This is a genomic window from Flavobacterium sp. DSP2-3-1 (genome assembly GCF_049896865.1).
GTDB lineage: Bacteria > Bacteroidota > Bacteroidia > Flavobacteriales > Flavobacteriaceae > Flavobacterium.
Genome location: NZ_JAFCVD010000004.1, coordinates 195,855 through 211,758, shown reverse-complemented (window position 1 = coordinate 211,758; position 15,904 = coordinate 195,855). Strand labels below are relative to the sequence as shown.

Annotated in this window: 13 protein-coding genes; 6 read left to right on the top strand and 7 right to left on the bottom strand. The window is 34.2% G+C overall.

The window, feature by feature from the left end; genetic code table 11:
• Positions 1-48: 48 nt before the first annotated feature.
• Positions 49-2,517 carry a TonB-dependent receptor gene (locus ACP7AT_RS06560; protein WP_426063528.1) on the bottom strand — a complete coding sequence of 823 codons (2,469 nt, stop codon included), beginning with the start codon at positions 2,515-2,517 and terminating at the stop codon, positions 49-51.
• 12 nt (positions 2,518-2,529) lie between these two features.
• The gene (locus tag ACP7AT_RS06555) at positions 2,530-4,227 is read right to left on the bottom strand and encodes a M23 family metallopeptidase (RefSeq protein WP_426063527.1); all 1,698 of its coding nucleotides are present in this window, start codon (positions 4,225-4,227) and stop codon (positions 2,530-2,532) included.
• Positions 4,228-4,401: 174 nt separating this feature from the next.
• On the opposite strand from ACP7AT_RS06555, the gene ACP7AT_RS06550 reads away from it, so the two are divergent.
• From ACP7AT_RS06550 to rny, 3 genes are all read left to right on the top strand, one after another.
• Positions 4,402-4,692, top strand: a complete 291-nt coding sequence (locus tag ACP7AT_RS06550; protein WP_426063526.1) for a hypothetical protein — start codon at positions 4,402-4,404, stop codon at positions 4,690-4,692.
• Positions 4,693-4,700: 8 nt separating this feature from the next.
• Positions 4,701-4,994, top strand: a complete 294-nt coding sequence (locus tag ACP7AT_RS06545) for a cell division protein ZapA (RefSeq protein WP_091203538.1) — start codon at positions 4,701-4,703, stop codon at positions 4,992-4,994.
• A gap of 208 nt (positions 4,995-5,202) precedes the next feature.
• Positions 5,203-6,768 (top strand): ribonuclease Y, encoded by a 1,566-nt coding sequence (gene rny, locus ACP7AT_RS06540; protein ID WP_426063525.1) that lies wholly within the window; start codon positions 5,203-5,205, stop codon positions 6,766-6,768.
• Between the two features lie 78 nt (positions 6,769-6,846).
• Here rny and xerD read toward each other — a convergent pair whose 3' ends face one another.
• Both xerD and ACP7AT_RS06530 read right to left on the bottom strand, forming a co-directional pair.
• On the bottom strand, positions 6,847-7,758 hold the full coding sequence (gene xerD, locus ACP7AT_RS06535; RefSeq protein WP_426063626.1) for a site-specific tyrosine recombinase XerD: 912 nt from the start codon (positions 7,756-7,758) through the stop codon (positions 6,847-6,849).
• 76 nt (positions 7,759-7,834) lie between these two features.
• Positions 7,835-8,425 (bottom strand): hypothetical protein, encoded by a 591-nt coding sequence (locus ACP7AT_RS06530; RefSeq protein ID WP_426063524.1) that lies wholly within the window; start codon positions 8,423-8,425, stop codon positions 7,835-7,837.
• Between the two features lie 422 nt (positions 8,426-8,847).
• Between ACP7AT_RS06530 and ACP7AT_RS06525 the strand changes: the two genes are divergently transcribed.
• The 3 genes from ACP7AT_RS06525 (at position 8,848) to ACP7AT_RS06515 (ending at position 12,569) form a co-directional block, all read left to right on the top strand.
• Positions 8,848-9,411, top strand: a complete 564-nt coding sequence (locus ACP7AT_RS06525) for a porin family protein (RefSeq protein ID WP_426063523.1) — start codon at positions 8,848-8,850, stop codon at positions 9,409-9,411.
• 163 nt (positions 9,412-9,574) lie between these two features.
• Positions 9,575-9,988 (top strand): type II 3-dehydroquinate dehydratase, encoded by a 414-nt coding sequence (gene aroQ / locus ACP7AT_RS06520; RefSeq protein WP_426063522.1) that lies wholly within the window; start codon positions 9,575-9,577, stop codon positions 9,986-9,988.
• Between the two features lie 94 nt (positions 9,989-10,082).
• A complete protein-coding gene (locus ACP7AT_RS06515) occupies positions 10,083-12,569 on the top strand; it encodes a DUF5686 and carboxypeptidase regulatory-like domain-containing protein (RefSeq protein WP_426063521.1) in 2,487 nt (828 codons plus the stop codon).
• 157 nt (positions 12,570-12,726) lie between these two features.
• Here ACP7AT_RS06515 and ACP7AT_RS06510 read toward each other — a convergent pair whose 3' ends face one another.
• The 3 genes from ACP7AT_RS06510 to ACP7AT_RS06500 all read right to left on the bottom strand — a co-directional run bounded on the left by ACP7AT_RS06510 (position 12,727) and on the right by ACP7AT_RS06500 (position 15,856).
• Positions 12,727-13,596: a cation diffusion facilitator family transporter gene (locus ACP7AT_RS06510; protein ID WP_426063520.1), complete on the bottom strand. Its 870-nt coding sequence runs from the start codon at positions 13,594-13,596 to the stop codon at positions 12,727-12,729.
• Positions 13,597-13,710: 114 nt separating this feature from the next.
• Positions 13,711-15,021 carry a UDP-N-acetylglucosamine 1-carboxyvinyltransferase gene (gene murA, locus ACP7AT_RS06505; protein ID WP_426063519.1) on the bottom strand — a complete coding sequence of 437 codons (1,311 nt, stop codon included), beginning with the start codon at positions 15,019-15,021 and terminating at the stop codon, positions 13,711-13,713.
• A gap of 109 nt (positions 15,022-15,130) precedes the next feature.
• Entirely contained in the window at positions 15,131-15,856 is a 726-nt protein-coding gene (locus tag ACP7AT_RS06500) for a DUF4290 domain-containing protein (RefSeq protein ID WP_426063518.1), read from the bottom strand.
• Between the last annotated feature and the right edge of the window lie 48 nt (positions 15,857-15,904).

The following is a 15,904-nucleotide window of genomic DNA, read 5'->3' as shown; positions in this document are numbered from 1 at the left end:
TGATTTTAACGAATTAAAATTGCCTTAAATTTCACGGATTCTTAATGATTACAGCCTTGCAGTTAATTTCACATTAAAAACTCTGGTGGTCATATAGTTAGGAATCGCATATTGATTTTTAGAATACACATCGCGAACCCAAGTATTCGTAATGGCATTTTGATTATCAAAAAGATTAAAAATCTCTAATCCGATTGCCAACTCTTTAAAATCTTTAAACCAACCCGTATTCTTTTTTACGGTTGTATTATCGATAAAAACTTTGGAGAAACCTACATCCACACGGCGGTAATCATTTAACCTGTTTTGATACAGATAAGCATCTGCATACGACGGCGAACCTCCCGGCAATCCAGTATTGTAAATTAAATTTAGGTACAATTTTATACTTGGAATATTAGGCATATAATCTTGAAACAAAAGCCCAAATTTTAATCTTTGGTCTGTAGGTCTGGCAATATACCCTCTGTCTTTGCTGTTTTCTTCTGTTTTCAAATAACCAAAACTAAACCAAGATTCTGTTCCTGGCACAAATTCCCCATTCAAGCGAACGTCTAATCCTTGCGCATACGCTGTTGCATTATTGTTGGCAGCGTAACGAATGCGAACATTGTCAATGGTGTACGTATTTACATCTGTCAACGATTTATAATACAACTCCGAAACCAATTTAAAAGGACGTTCCCACATTTTGAAACTATAATCATTCCCAAAAACAAAATGAACAGATTGTTGCGCCTTCGTATTGGGTTGCACGATTCCCTCAGCATCTCTCAATTCCCTGTAAAATGGCGGCTGATGGTATAAACCTCCCGAAAGTCTGAAAACCAAATCTTTCTCCCAATCTGGTTTTATCGCAAATTGTGCTCTTGGACTAAAAGTAACCTGTGATTTTCCTGTTACAGTAGCGCCTATAACTTCCCAATTGTGCATGCGAACTCCGGCATTATACCAAACTTTACTAGAACCAATATTCGATTTCAAACTCCATTGACCATAGCCTGAAAATCTGTTGATAGAATTAAAATTAGTTGCTCGGATATTTTGATATGGAACAAGCGGTCCAGTGTAAGGCGAATACGGTTGATCATTTTTAGGCAAATCAATAATTGGTGGATTCAGTGAAAAACCAGCCGAATCAATAATCTCCCACTCTATTATTCTGTCACGAATAGATTCTCGTGTATATTTTATGCCCCATTCAAATTGGTTTTCTTTCCAATCGTGGAATCCTTTTATCTCAGTATTTACAATTAAGGCATCCAAATCATTTCTTGCATGACTCAACTGAGAACCAATTCCTCTTGTAAAAGCAACTTCTCCAAACGTTTCTGATCCAATACTGGAATCCACTTCGCCTAAACGGTATTGGGCGAAAATATCAAAATATTCTTGTTCTAAAGTCTGAAAAACAGAACCGATAAATTTCAAAGTAAAGTTATCCGAAAGATTGAAAGTTGTCTTTAAAGCTCCAAAATAAGTATCGTATTTATCTTTTTCCTGACCTTCATAAAAAACAGTCAGTGCCATAGGATTATCGATCGTTCCAAAATTAGTCTGCCTCGTCAATGGCTGATATTGGTATTTATTTTGAGAAATATTCCCCAGAAAACTCCATTGCCATTTAGCCGAAGACTGATAGCTTATATTGGTTTGAATATCCGCAAACGATGGCGTAAAATTCGTCTGTGTCTCTTGGCTTTTCACCAAAAGGCTGTTGTTGCGGTACCTTACTCCCGTTACTGCAGACCACTTTTTATCGTTGGAAACTGCATCAACAGAAAGGCTTCCTCCAAGAAAACTCGCTTCGAGGCTTGCGCCAAATCTAACCGGCTTCCTGTAAGTAATATCTAAAACAGAGGATAATTTATCTCCAAACTTCGCCTGAAAACCACCCGCCGAGAAATCAATATTTTGTACCAAATCCGTATTGGTAAAACTCAATCCTTCTTGTTGTCCAGACCGAATCAAAAACGGGCGATAGACTTCAATTTCATTTACATAGACCAAATTCTCGTCGTAATTCCCACCGCGCACCGCGTATTGCGTACTCAATTCGTTGTTAGAATTTACTCCGGGCAAGGTTTTTAAAATGTTTTCAATACCAGCATTAGCGCCTGGAATTTTTCGGATCATTTCAGGCTCAATTGTAGCAACACCCTGAATTAACTTTCTGTTATTCGATGTCACTATCACTTCACCCATTTGTTCTTCCCGATCACTCATCACTGGGTTAAACTCTTTTTGTTCATTGGAATCCAAAGAAAAAATTACCGTTATTTTTTTTAACGAGACATGCGTAAAAACTAGCGTTACTTTTTGGTTCGCATGGACTTTTATATCGTAAAATCCATTTTTATTGGATTGAGTGCCAATACTGGAATACGAAACATTTACGTTTTCTACCGGTTGATTGTTTTTGTCTAAAATAACTCCTTTTATTCTAGCCGTTTGGGCCAATAAAGGTAGGCTTGCGAAGCAAAAAAAGAAAACAAAAATTAATTTATTAGTGCTCAAGTTATTTGGTTTTTATTTTTTTTGACCTATGAAAAAGTGAGTTTCAAAGGTTGTCGAATTTCCAACATTATCCATCACCACAACTTTTAAATCATTGGCACCATCAGCAACAATTCCATCACTGAAATAATGAGTTAATTTTCTGGTTTTATTATCGTATTCGAATAATACCCATTTTCCGTTTAAATAGCCGTTGTATGATTTTATGCCTGACAATTCATCGTAAATGGAAAGCTGAATTGTTTTTTGCTCGCTAATCCATTTTCCTTCTATGGGAATAGCGATGCTTATTTTTGGCGCGACCATATCCGAAACCAATGCATATTTACCTAAAATTTTAACCTTCGTATTGAAAACGTTGTCCTTTCTGTAGGTGGGATTGTAATTTATTTTTTTTCCTTCGATTCTGCCGATAAACATTTTTTCTCTTTGCGCTTCAGTTGATTTTGTGTCTTCAATTAAAACTGTAAAATTCGTATGTGCAGGAACCGTGTCATCGTGTAAAAATAATGTATCATTTTTTACATCAAAATTTAGATCAAAATCTTCATAAAAAGTCCCCGCAGGAAAGAAAACCGACATATTCTCTAACGCAAAATTACTGTCTTTGTTTGCTCTTACAAAATAATTAGATTGAATTGACTCCTTAAGGATTACGGTAGGCAGAACATCATATTTGATTGGAATGGCTATCGTTTTTTTGTTTCCAAAGAAATCCGAAACTTCAATACGATATTGCGATGCTAAATTAGGAGTTACTTGTAAAATCCCCTTATTTTCATCGGCTTGAATAAAACTCAAATTGTATGGGCTTTTCATGAATAATTTCTGAACCCGTTGTTGTATTTTCTTGTATCGCGAATAATCAATTAGCGCATTGATGTAACGCATATCATCAAATGAATAGGTATTAAATTCGTATCCGAAATTTGGTTTTCCATTATAAAAAGACTGCACTTTATACACTCCGTTATTATTAAACGAAACGTCATCAGTGTCATAAGCCGAAATGCCAAAACCTATCGCGCCATTGGCCACCACTCTATCCGATAAATAGGTCCCGTCTTTTTGCAACGAGACATTCAGTAATAAAGGTCGCTTTGAATTATTGACTGTGGTTTGAGAATCTAAAGGATACACATAAACTCCTGATATGATGGGCTTCTTCGTGTCTTTTAAAAATTTATTAAAACCAAAAAGCATCGGGTTGATAATAAACTCAGTTTTAGAATCCCGAAATTCAAAATGCAAATGTGGTCCTTCTGAAGCTCCTGTATTTCCAGAAAAAGCAATGATTTCGCCTTTTTTCACCACCATTTCACCAGGCTTAAAAAACATTTCGATTTCAAACGATTGTTCTGCATATTGTGTTTTCTTAATGTAGTTCTCTATTTCACCGTTGGCAATTTTCAAATGCCCATAAACGGAGGTAAAACCATTCGGATGATTTACGTAAATTGTTTTTCCGTTACCAAATGTAGATATCTTTATTCTTGACACGTAACCATCGGCCACAGCGTATACTTTTAATCCTTCTTTTTGTTGCGTTCTCAAATCAAAACCTGCATGAAAATGATTGGGCCTTAACTCTCCAAAATTCCCGGATAATTGCATCGGAATATCCAAAGGTGATCTGAAATACTCTTTTGGATAATCAACTTGCGCAAAAACAGCCGTACAAAACAGTAAAAAAATCAAAGGAAATCTCATGGTTTACATTTTTGCTAAGATAAAAAAAGTATTCAAATCATCACTAAAAAAAACAGTTCGTAACCATTTGTAAAACTGATATTTAATTAATTTAATGCAAAAAAAATAATAAAATATTGCAAAATTAAAAAGGAATACTAACTTTGTATGATTATGTAATGAATAAGATATATAATGAGTGCGATTGCAGAAATTATTGATACTCTTGAAAATAAAGTCGAAAAACTTTTTAATAAAATGAAAAGTTTAGAGAAAAATAATCAAGATTTGAAAAACGAATTAATAAAAACTGCATCCATAATACAAAGTCAATCACAAGAGATTGAAGCGCTAAAAACGCAGTATGAAACTCTAAAAGTCGCAAATTCATTACTAGGCAGTGACGATAATAAAAGAGATACAAAGCTTAAAATAAATTCATTAATTCGCGAAATTGATTACTGTATAGCGCAGCTATCCGATTAATAAAAGATATGGACGAAAAGCTTAAAATTAAAATATCAATCGCAGATAGAGTTTACCCGTTAACGGTTGATTTCTCTCAGGAAGAAGGTCTTAGAAGCGCTTCGAAAAAGATTGATAAAATGATTAAGCAATTTGAAGAAAATTACGCTGTTCGTGACAAACAAGATGTTTTGGCAATGTGTGCCCTACAATTTGCGTCACAAACAGAACAAAAACAAATTGATAATGCCATTGACGGAGAAGCTACAATTGAAAGAATAAAAAAAATCAATGCGGTTTTAGATCAATATCTCGACAAATAAACGTTCTTTACAAAAACTAAGATACTGCCTACATTAGTTCATATTTGGTAAACTCAACACTAACAATTTAGAATGAGCAAATCATCACTACTAAAGCATGCCACGCTCCGGCGAGGAAACTTGAACAGTGAGTTAGCTCAAAACTTGTCTTTTCGAGTTTATTCAATCACTCTAATGTAGGCTTTTTTATACATAAATTTTAACAAACATGGACAACATATTAACGATTATTATTTCAGGAATTATAGGTATTGCGGGAGGTTTTGCTATCGCCAAATTGATAGAAAAAAGCAATATTTCAAACTTAATTAAAAATTCAAAAAAAGAGGCAGCATCCATTTTAAAAGATGCTAATCTGGAAGCCGAAAACATTAAAAAAGATAAAATTCTACAAGCAAAAGAGAAATTTATTGAATTGAAATCAGAACATGAACAAGTTATTCTATCCCGTGATAAAAAAGTTGCTGAAATAGAAAAAAGAGTTCGAGATAAAGAATCTCAAATATCTAACGAGTTATCAAAAGCTAAGAAGGTAAATGATGACTTTGAATCTAAAACTTTAGAATACGCCACTAAAATTGAAAATCTAGATAAAAAACAAGTTGAAGTTGATAAATTACATAAAAGTCAATTGCAACAGTTAGAAGTTATATCTGGTTTATCTGCCGAAGAAGCTAAAGATCAATTGGTAGAAGGATTAAAAGCAGAAGCTAAAAGCAAAGCAATGTCGCATATTCAAGATACTATTGAAGAGGCAAAATTGACAGCACAACAAGAAGCTAAAAAAATCATCATCAATACCATTCAACGAGTAGGAACTGAAGAAGCAGTAGAAAACTGTGTTTCGGTATTCAACATTGAATCAGATGATGTAAAAGGTAGAATTATTGGTCGTGAAGGAAGAAATATTCGCGCACTGGAAGCTGCAACCGGAGTAGAGATTATTGTAGATGACACACCGGAAGCGATTATCCTTTCTTGTTTTGATCCTGTACGTAGAGAAATTGCACGATTGGCATTACATAAACTAGTTACTGACGGTAGAATTCACCCGGCTCGTATTGAAGAAGTAGTAGCAAAAACTGCTAAACAAATTGACGATGAAATTATAGAAGTTGGTAAACGTACCGTTATCGATTTAGGAATTCACGGATTGCATCCTGAATTGATTAAAGTCGTAGGACGTATGAAATACCGTTCTTCTTACGGACAGAATTTATTGCAACACTCCCGTGAAGTTTCTAAGCTTTGTGGAATCATGGCTGCTGAACTTGGACTTAACGTAAAATTGGCCAAAAGAGCGGGTTTATTACACGATATTGGTAAAGTTCCAGACGCCGAAAGTGATTTACCACACGCTTTATTAGGAATGCAGTGGGCGGAGAAATACGGTGAAAAAGAAGAGGTTTGTAACGCTATTGGAGCGCATCACGATGAAATTGAAATGAAATCATTATTGTCACCAATCATTCAGGTTTGTGATGCTATTTCTGGAGCGAGACCGGGAGCAAGAAGACAAGTATTGGATTCTTACATTCAACGTTTGAAAGACCTTGAAGAAGTGGCTTATGGATTCAGCGGTGTGAAAAATGCTTATGCTATTCAAGCTGGTCGAGAACTCCGAGTAATTGTAGAAAGCGAAAAAGTTTCGGATGAAAATGCTGCAAGCTTATCTTTTGATATCTCACAAAAAATACAAACAGAAATGACTTATCCTGGACAGGTCAAAGTAACTGTTATACGTGAAACAAGAGCGGTAAATATTGCTAAATAAATAAAGGCAATCTTCAAAATAGAAAGACGTATTGATGTAAAATCGATACGTTTTTTTTTATTTTATAATGCAGCAATGTTATTTGTCGTCCAACAATTTTCTTGGATGAAATGAATTCAGAACATTTGCTAGAAACCTTCTGTCAAGGTGCACATATATCTCTGTGGTAGTTATGGATTCATGACCCAGCATCAACTGTATCGAACGCAAATCAGCACCGTTTTCAAGAAGATGAGTCGCAAAAGAATGACGTAAAGTATGTGGACTGATTGTTTTATAAAGATCAATTTTTACAGCCAAGTTCTTGATAATCGTAAAAATCATAGCTCGTGTCAATTGTTTTCCTCTTCTATTTAAAAACAATGTGTCTTCAAAACCCTTTTGAATTGTAAGATGTTTTCGAATAGTATTACTATACATCTGAATGTATTTTTGCGTAAAATCACTGATTGGAACGAAACGTTGTTTATTCCCTTTCCCAGTTATTTTGATAAAACCTTCATCAAAAAATAAATCCGATATTTTTAATGCAACTAATTCCGAAACCCGAATTCCGCAACCATAAAGGGTTTCGACCATCGCACGGTTGCGCTCTCCTTCATTAGAGCTTAAATCAATAGCTGCGATAAGTCGATCAATCTCTTCTACAGATAAAGTATCCGGAAGTTTTCGCCCTGTTTTAGGTGTTTCGATTAATTCTAACGGATTGTCAATTCTATAATCTTCAAAAATCAAATAGCTGAAAAAACTTTTCAGACCAGAAATAATTCTGGCTTGCGAACGCGGATTGACTTCTTTTGCAACGTTATAAATAAACTGTTGCACGGTTTCATCACTAATATTAATTGGGGAAACATCGATTTCATTTGTCTCTAAAAAAAGGCACAAACGTTCAATATCAAAAGAATAGTTTTCTATTGTATTCTTCGACAAACCGCGTTCAATTTTTAAATACGATTGATAATTTTTTATGTAGCTATCCCAATTCATGGCTACAAAGAAACACTTTTTGAGCATAAAAAAACCACTCCGAAGAGTGGTTTTTACTTATTTTGATGCGAAAAAATTATTTTCCCCATTTGCCACCACCCACATAAAATCCTAAATGGATTCCTACATAGGAATTAGCTACAGTTCCCTTATTATTGCCATTGATATCTTGTAAAGTAGATTTAGGCACTAAATTATACTCTAATCCCATTCTGAATTTTCCCCACTCAAAACCACCTCTTACCAATGCTCCCGCTTTACCGCTTGCATCTACATTTACACCAGAAGAATTATTTGTATCATCAAACTGTACATTTGCGATACTATAATATCCCGCGCCAGCTCCAATGTAAGGAACAAAAGACTTCCCTGACGCATTAAAATAATAATCATAAGTGGCCACATATGAGCCGTTAGCTGAGGCTTTTGCACTAGTAGTGCCACCAGAATCATTTACATCGCGAACAATCGCAGCTACTCCTATTCTTAAACCAACATTCATATTATCTTTGATGTTGTATTTTGGTTCCAAAGATAAAAGTATACCGCCACCACCATTGGTAGGTACAATTCCTAAATCCAGACCAACTCTAAAACCGCCTTCTTTTTGTGCATAGCCACTGAGACTCAATAAAGCAATAAATACCGATAAAATAATTTTTTTCATTTTTTTTTTAATTTGTTATTAATAAGGATATAAAAGTATATTAATTTTAAAGTAATACACTTCCTACCATTACAAGTTATTAACATTTTTATTGAAAATTTATTGTCAACGTCAAGGTACTTTTGACACAATTATTTTTATTTAATTACAGCTATCAGTAAAATAATAATAAAAAAATATTTAAAATAATCAAAAATAGATATACCGATAAACGACTGTATTGCATTAATTTAAAACAAAAAAAGCTTAGTTTATATTTAAATTTTCTGCAATAGGAACTTTAAATAATAATTTGTCAATATTTTTGGACTAATATTTGCTTTAAGATATGGTAGATCAATAAGACAATAATTATTCAACAAAATAGTTTTAATCAAAAGTCCCATTTCAATAAATACTAATTAATATTAAAAAAACAAATTATGAAAAAAATAATTCTAGCAGCAGTAGTTTTACTCGCAGCATCAGTAGACATGCAAGCACAATTGGTTAAATTTGGATTAAAAGGTGGTATAAACTACGCCAATCAATCAGGAAGTAACATCACCGTAAATAGTGACAATTATAATACTGACGCTATTACCAGTTACCATGCAGGTTTGGTAGCTGAACTTAAACTAACTGATGGCTTTTCTATACAACCCGAGTTACTGTACTCTACGCAGGGAGCAACTTATAAAAATGCATTTGAAGAATTCAAAAACGAATTAGGTTATTTATCCATTCCTGTTTTAGCCAAAATACATTTTAACAAGACCGTCAGTTTAGATCTTGGACCACAGGCTTCCTTTTTGTTGAGTGAAAGAAATGAATTTGATGTAAAAAATGCTGAAACATTTGAATTTGGCGTAGCCGGAGGTTTAACTTTAAATGTAACAAAAAACATTTTTCTTCAAGGTCGCTACGTTTTAGGACTAACAGAAGCTTCAAAAGAGGCAGAAGTAAAAAACTCAGTGCTTCAGATTTCAGCGGGATTTACATTCTAGAAATAATAAAATTAAATTTATTAAAACCGTTCTATAAATTGGAACGGTTTTTTTATTTTTACCAAAACAGGAATTATAAAATGAGCATATCGGAGATGTAATGAAAACCAGATAAGTCATATGCGAATTCCATATTCAAATAAAAAACAAATATTAACTACGTATGAAAATCAGCATCATCAACGGACCAAACCTTAATCTTCTTGGCAAACGTGAACCAGAAGTTTACGGAAGTCAAACTTTTGAAGAATATTTCACCACCTTACAAATAAAATTTCCTTCAGTAGAATTCACTTATTTTCAAAGTAATATTGAAGGCGAGTTAATTGATAAAATTCAGGAATTTGGTTTTTCATTCGATGGCATTATCTTGAATGCCGGAGCATACACGCACACTTCTATCGGAATCGGCGACGCTATCAAGGCCATTACTACGCCTGTTATTGAAGTCCATATTTCGAACACATTTTCCCGTGAAAGTTTTAGACATCAATCCTACATTTCAGGAAATGCCAAAGGTGTTATTTTGGGTTTTGGTTTAAAAAGTTACGAGTTAGCAGTACAGTCTTTTTTATAGTTTTAAATTATAATTACCTCCCAAATAAATCTTTAACAAATAATTAATACGCTATTTTTAAACTTCTATTATTTTTGTGAAAGAAAAAACTTTCATGAAAAAACATTACTTACTACTGCTTTTCTTAGTTTCATTTGTTAGCAATGCACAAATAAAAGGAACTGTCACGGACGAAAAAGGAAACCCATTACCTTTTGTCACTATTTTTCAGGAAGACACTTACAATGGGACCACTTCAAATGAACGAGGAAACTATGAATTTACTTTAAAGAAAAAAGAAAAACAAACGGTTGTCTTTCAATTTTTAGGTTTTAAAACCCAAAAAATAATAATACAAACTGATAAATTGCCTTATTCATTAAATATAAAAATGGAGGAAGAAAGTTTTTCACTGAATGAAGTGATTATCAATAAGAAAAACAATCCCGCTTTGGCGATTATAAAAAATGCTATTGCCAGCAGAAAAGTAAACACTTTAAAAACCAACCGATTCAACGCTGACTTTTATTCCAGAGGTATTTTTAAATTAAAAAATGCCCCGAAAAAAATATTAGGCCAAAAAATTGGTGACTTTGATGGCGCTTTAGATTCTACCGGAACCGGCATTATTTCCTTATCGGAAACCTTTTCGAAAATAGCTTTTGAAAAACCCAACAACTTAAAAGAAGTTGTTACTGCCTCAAAAGTAAGTGGCAGAGATAATGGTTACAGCTACAATACTGCCAGATCTTCATTCTACGACTTTTATGACAATACCATCGATTTTGGTGTCCAAATGATTTCTCCGATAGCAAACAACGCTTTCAATTACTATAATTACACCTTAGAAAGCACGTTTTTTGACGAGAATAAAAATATGATCAACAAAATAAAAGTGATAGCAAAGCGTGACAGCGAGCCCGTTTTTGAGGGATACATTTATATAGTGGAAGATTCCTGGGCGGTTTACGCAGTTGATCTGGATATAAAAGGCTACCGAATGAAAGAGGAATTTGTCGATGTGATGACCTTAAAACAAAATTTCAGCTACAACAGCAGCAATAAAATTTGGGCAAAAAACACACAAAGTCTCGAAATTACAGCAGGCGCTTTTGGGATAAAATTTACCGGAAAATACAATTACGTGTATAGCAATTATGAATTTATAGATGCATTTGCTTCCAAAACATTTACAAATGAAATTACGCGCATCGAAATAAATGCCAATAAAAAAGACAGCTTGTTCTGGAATTCCAACAGACCCATTCCGTTAACAATCGAAGAAAGCACTGATTATGTTAGAAAAGATAGCATTTACAAGGTTCGAAATTCAGAAAAATACTTGGATTCGATAGATGCAAAAGAAAATAAATTTAAATTATTAAAGGTACTGACCGGTTACACGTATAAGAATAGTGCTGAAAAACAGAGTTTTAGTTACGAAGGATTATTGAATCTTGGTTCACTAAGTTTCAATACCGTACAAGGATATAATTTTGATTCTGGGTTTCGATACACCAACAGGAAAAATCAGGAATATAGAGGAATATACACTTCCATCAGTACTAAACTTAATTACGGTTTCGCTGAAGATCGTTTGCGTGTCACCGGACAATTTATCCACCGGTTCAACAATCAAAATTTTGCTACCTTATATATGATGGGCGGAAGTTCCTTAAAGCAATTTAATACGAATGATCCTATTAGTAAAACTGTAAACACGATTAGTTCATTAATTTTTAAGAACAATTTTATGAAGTTGTATAATCTGGAATCGGTGGCAATTGGCTACAGCCAGGATATTGCAAATGGAGTGAACCTGAATGGAAAGTTAGAGTATCAGCAACGCAAACCATTATTCAATAATACTGATTTTTCGTTGTTCAACAAGGACGATTTATACACTTCGAATAATCCTTTGGCACCTAATGATTTCACAACTCCAGCTTTTGATAAACACCATTTGACAAAAGTAAATTTGATTGCAAAAATCAATTTTGGAAACAAGTATTCTTCCCGTCCTGATGGGAAATTTAACATCCGAAATGAAAAATTTCCAACTCTATATTTAGGCTATGAAAAAGCAATTGCAGCCAACGAAAAGAAATATGAGTTCGACCATTTCAACACCCGATTAACGTATGATTTGACATTAGGAAATAAAGGAGTTGTAGGGTTGAATCTAAAAGCGGGAAAGTTTTTGAATGCGGACAATATTGCTTTTATAGACTTCAAGCATTTCAATGGAAACCAAACCCATATTGGACAATCAGCGCGTTATTTGAATGTATTTAACTTGCTCCCATATTATTCTAACAGTACGAATGACAGCTATTTTGAAGCGCATATTGAATACAATGACAAAGGCTATATCATGAATAAAATACCATTGTTGAACAAACTAAAATCAACTTTGATACTGGGTGCTCATGCACTTTCTACACCCAATAACAAACCTTACACTGAAATGACAGTTGGGCTGGACAATTTAGGTTTTGGTAAATTTAAAATGCTTCGTGTAGATTATGTTCGTTCGTACCAAAATGGTTTTCAAGGTGACGGAGTTGTTTTTGGGCTTAAGTTTTTGAATATATTGGAGTAAAAAAATAATTTTAATGATTGAGTCCTATTGTCAGTTCGAGCGAAATCGAGAACCATTATTGCATCTTGACTGCGTTTGATGTAACAAAATCCCAACAAATTAAGAAAGGCACCAGAAAATAGTTTCGGTGCCTTTTTTTATTTTATTTGATTAATAACTAATCATTTGGTTCCACATGAATCAACACATGTCCCAGTTCCGGAATTTCTTCCTGCAAGGTGTCTTTTAGTTTATGAGCCAGATCGTGTCCTTCTTTCACAGTAATATTTGAATCAACTGTAGCATGTAAATCCACATGATATTGCATACCAGCTTTTCGAATAAAACATTTCTCGGTATCAATAATTCCGTCCACTTGAATTGAAACCATTCGGATTTGTTCTATCAAATCATCGTATAAATGTTCATCCATTATTTCGCCCAAAGCGGGTCTAAAAATAAGGTAACTGTTATAAAGTATGAATCCTGAAGCAAAAAGTGCCGCCCAATCATCAGCAGATTCATAACCATTTCCTAAAATCAAAGCAATAGAAATCCCAAGAAACGCCGCAACAGATGTTATTGCATCACTGCGATGGTGCCAAGCATCAGCTCTTAGTGACGAACTATTGGTTTCAATACTGCGTTTCATCACTATTCGAAAAGAATATTCTTTCCAAACAATGATTGCCCCAAGAACTAATAATGTCCACGGTTTTGGCAATTGATGTGGCGTTCCAATATTGATAATACTTTCATAAGCAATAATAGTTGCCGAAGTAATCAAAAAACCTACAACCAAAAAAGTAATCAATGGTTCTGCCCTGCCGTGTCCGTAAGGATGGTTTTTATCCGCTGGTCTGTTGGAATATTTGATTCCGAACAGGACTAAAAATGAAGAAAAAATATCAGTAGTTGATTCAATTGCGTCTGCAATTAATGCATACGAATTTCCAAAAAAACCTGCCAGACCTTTTATAATGGCCAAAGATGTATTTCCAATTATACTAAAATAAGTCGCTTTTATCGCTGTTTGTTCGCTTGACATGTATTTTATTTATAGATGAATGGAAACTAAAATCGTTTAAGTAAACTGAATTGAATTTTAGATTTAAATCCTTTCTAGCTTACTTAAACGATATTTTTTTATGATTTATGTTATTTATGCTCTAACAATATTAGCACCAATGGCTCTCAATCGTTCATCAATACGCTCGTACCCTCTATCGATTTGTTCAATGTTTTGAATAGTACTGGTTCCTTTTGCGGAAAGCGCTGCAATCAATAATGAGATTCCGGCACGAATATCTGGTGATGACATTGTGGTTGCTTTAAGTTGAGATTTAAAATCGTGCCCCATAACAACAGCACGGTGCGGATCACACAACATAATTTTTGCTCCCATATCAATCAGTTTATCAACAAAAAACAATCTGCTTTCAAACATTTTTTGGTGAATTAAAACATCACCTCTTGCTTGAGTGGCAACTACTAAGACGATGCTTAACAAATCTGGGGTAAATCCGGGCCAGGGCGCATCAGCAATTGTCAAAATAGAACCGTCAATATCTGTTTTCACTTCATACCCATCTACGTGAGCAGGAATGTAAATATCATCTCCACGACGTTCCAATGTAATCCCAAGTTTTCGAAACGTATTAGGGATTACTCCAAGATTATCCCAACTTACATCCTTTATCGTAATTTCCGATTTTGTCATTGCAGCCAGACCAATCCAGCTCCCAATTTCAATCATATCCGGAAGAATTCTGTGCTCGCAACCGCCTAAACTTTCAACCCCTTCAATGGTCAATAAGTTAGATCCAACGCCGGAAATTTTAGCTCCCATGCAATTTAGCATCTTGCACAATTGTTGCAAGTAAGGCTCGCAAGCAGCATTATAAACGGTTGTTTTTCCTTTGGCCAAAACTGCAGCCATAACAATATTAGCGGTTCCGGTTACAGATGCTTCGTCTAATAACATATCGGCACCTTTTAATCCTTTTGGTGCTTCTACGCCATAAAAATGATCTTCTCTATTGTAACGGAATTTAGCACCCAGATTCATGAATCCTTCAAAGTGAGTATCCAATCTTCTGCGACCTATTTTATCACCGCCTGGTTTCGGTATATATCCTTTTCCAAATCGTGCCAAAAGTGGTCCAACAATCATAATAGAACCTCTTAGAGACCCACCTTCTTTCTTGAATGCCTCGGTTTCCAGATAGTTTATGTTCACTTCATCCGCTTGAAAAGTATACGATCCTGATCCTGTTTTTTGGATTTTAACACCTAAATTTCCTAAAAGTGTAATTAGTTTGTTAATATCTATAATATCGGGAATATTATTGATAATCACTTTTTCCGGTGTTAAAAGAACGGCACATAAAATTTGTAGCGCTTCGTTTTTAGCTCCTTGTGGCGTGATTTCTCCTTTAAGACTAATGCCTCCTTCTATTTTGAAAATTCCCATTTTTTACAATTATGAGTTATAAATTATTTAGATATGAGTTAAAAAGTTACGAGTAAAAAGTTATTTCTTAAAAAATTAATAACCTAAATACTCTTAATTTATAACTGATTTACAAAGGTTTTCTGTTTTGATTTTTGTGAACTGGATTTGGTTTTCCAGTTTTCGTATTCTTGTTACTAAGAATTTTTGGTTGGCCAACCGGTAAGATTTTATTCGAAACCCGTTTGTTGGTTCGTAATAAATCGGTGGTATTTAATAATTCCTCTGTACTTTGAATCAAATTCAATTTGCCATCGGAAAGTTCATATAAATGCTCGAAAATTACATCATCTTTCACAGTGTCTTTGTTCCAACTTAAATACGATTTTTTCATGTGATTGGCAATCACTTTCACTAGAGCACTTTTCATCTCGCCATCTTCCCATTTATTGGCCACATCAATCATATATTTGATATTGTTGCCGTAAAATCTGTATTTTGGAAAATTCTGTGGGTATTTTAAAACATCCGGTTTCAATTGCAACACTTCGCGCGATGGAATTGGATAAGGTGAATCAGCCACTAATTTAAAATCAGACATAATAAAAATCTGATCCCACAATTTATGCTGAAAATCAGGAACATCACGCAAATGTGGATTCAAACTTCCCATGACCTGAATAATGTATTTTGCCGCTTTGTTGCGTTCTACATTATCTTCAATTTTAGTCGCTTGATCAATCAATTTCTGCAAATGACGGCCGTACTCCGGAATAATCAAATGCGATCTCTCGGCATTGTATTCCAAATGATGCACGACATCGTTCGAGTTTTCTTTAATATATTTTGAATTCATATTCGAATGTATCTATTTTGATTCTCATGCTTTTTTTCGAAAATTAAA

What these genes read in the sequence shown, in the direction of transcription:
- ACP7AT_RS06555 (WP_426063527.1), bottom strand. Translation starts at nt 4,227, where the DNA reads ATGAGATTTCCTTTGATTTTTTTACTGTTTTGTACGGCTGTTTTTGCG.
- ACP7AT_RS06550 (WP_426063526.1), top strand. Translation starts at nt 4,402, where the DNA reads ATGAGTGCGATTGCAGAAATTATTGATACTCTTGAAAATAAAGTCGAA.
- ACP7AT_RS06545 (WP_091203538.1), top strand. Translation starts at nt 4,701, where the DNA reads ATGGACGAAAAGCTTAAAATTAAAATATCAATCGCAGATAGAGTTTAC.
- rny (WP_426063525.1), top strand. Translation starts at nt 5,203, where the DNA reads ATGGACAACATATTAACGATTATTATTTCAGGAATTATAGGTATTGCG.
- xerD (WP_426063626.1), bottom strand. Translation starts at nt 7,758, where the DNA reads ATGAATTGGGATAGCTACATAAAAAATTATCAATCGTATTTAAAAATT.
- ACP7AT_RS06530 (WP_426063524.1), bottom strand. Translation starts at nt 8,425, where the DNA reads ATGAAAAAAATTATTTTATCGGTATTTATTGCTTTATTGAGTCTCAGT.
- ACP7AT_RS06525 (WP_426063523.1), top strand. Translation starts at nt 8,848, where the DNA reads ATGAAAAAAATAATTCTAGCAGCAGTAGTTTTACTCGCAGCATCAGTA.
- aroQ (WP_426063522.1), top strand. Translation starts at nt 9,575, where the DNA reads ATGAAAATCAGCATCATCAACGGACCAAACCTTAATCTTCTTGGCAAA.
- ACP7AT_RS06515 (WP_426063521.1), top strand. Translation starts at nt 10,083, where the DNA reads ATGAAAAAACATTACTTACTACTGCTTTTCTTAGTTTCATTTGTTAGC.
- ACP7AT_RS06510 (WP_426063520.1), bottom strand. Translation starts at nt 13,596, where the DNA reads ATGTCAAGCGAACAAACAGCGATAAAAGCGACTTATTTTAGTATAATT.
- murA (WP_426063519.1), bottom strand. Translation starts at nt 15,021, where the DNA reads ATGGGAATTTTCAAAATAGAAGGAGGCATTAGTCTTAAAGGAGAAATC.
- ACP7AT_RS06500 (WP_426063518.1), bottom strand. Translation starts at nt 15,856, where the DNA reads ATGAATTCAAAATATATTAAAGAAAACTCGAACGATGTCGTGCATCAT.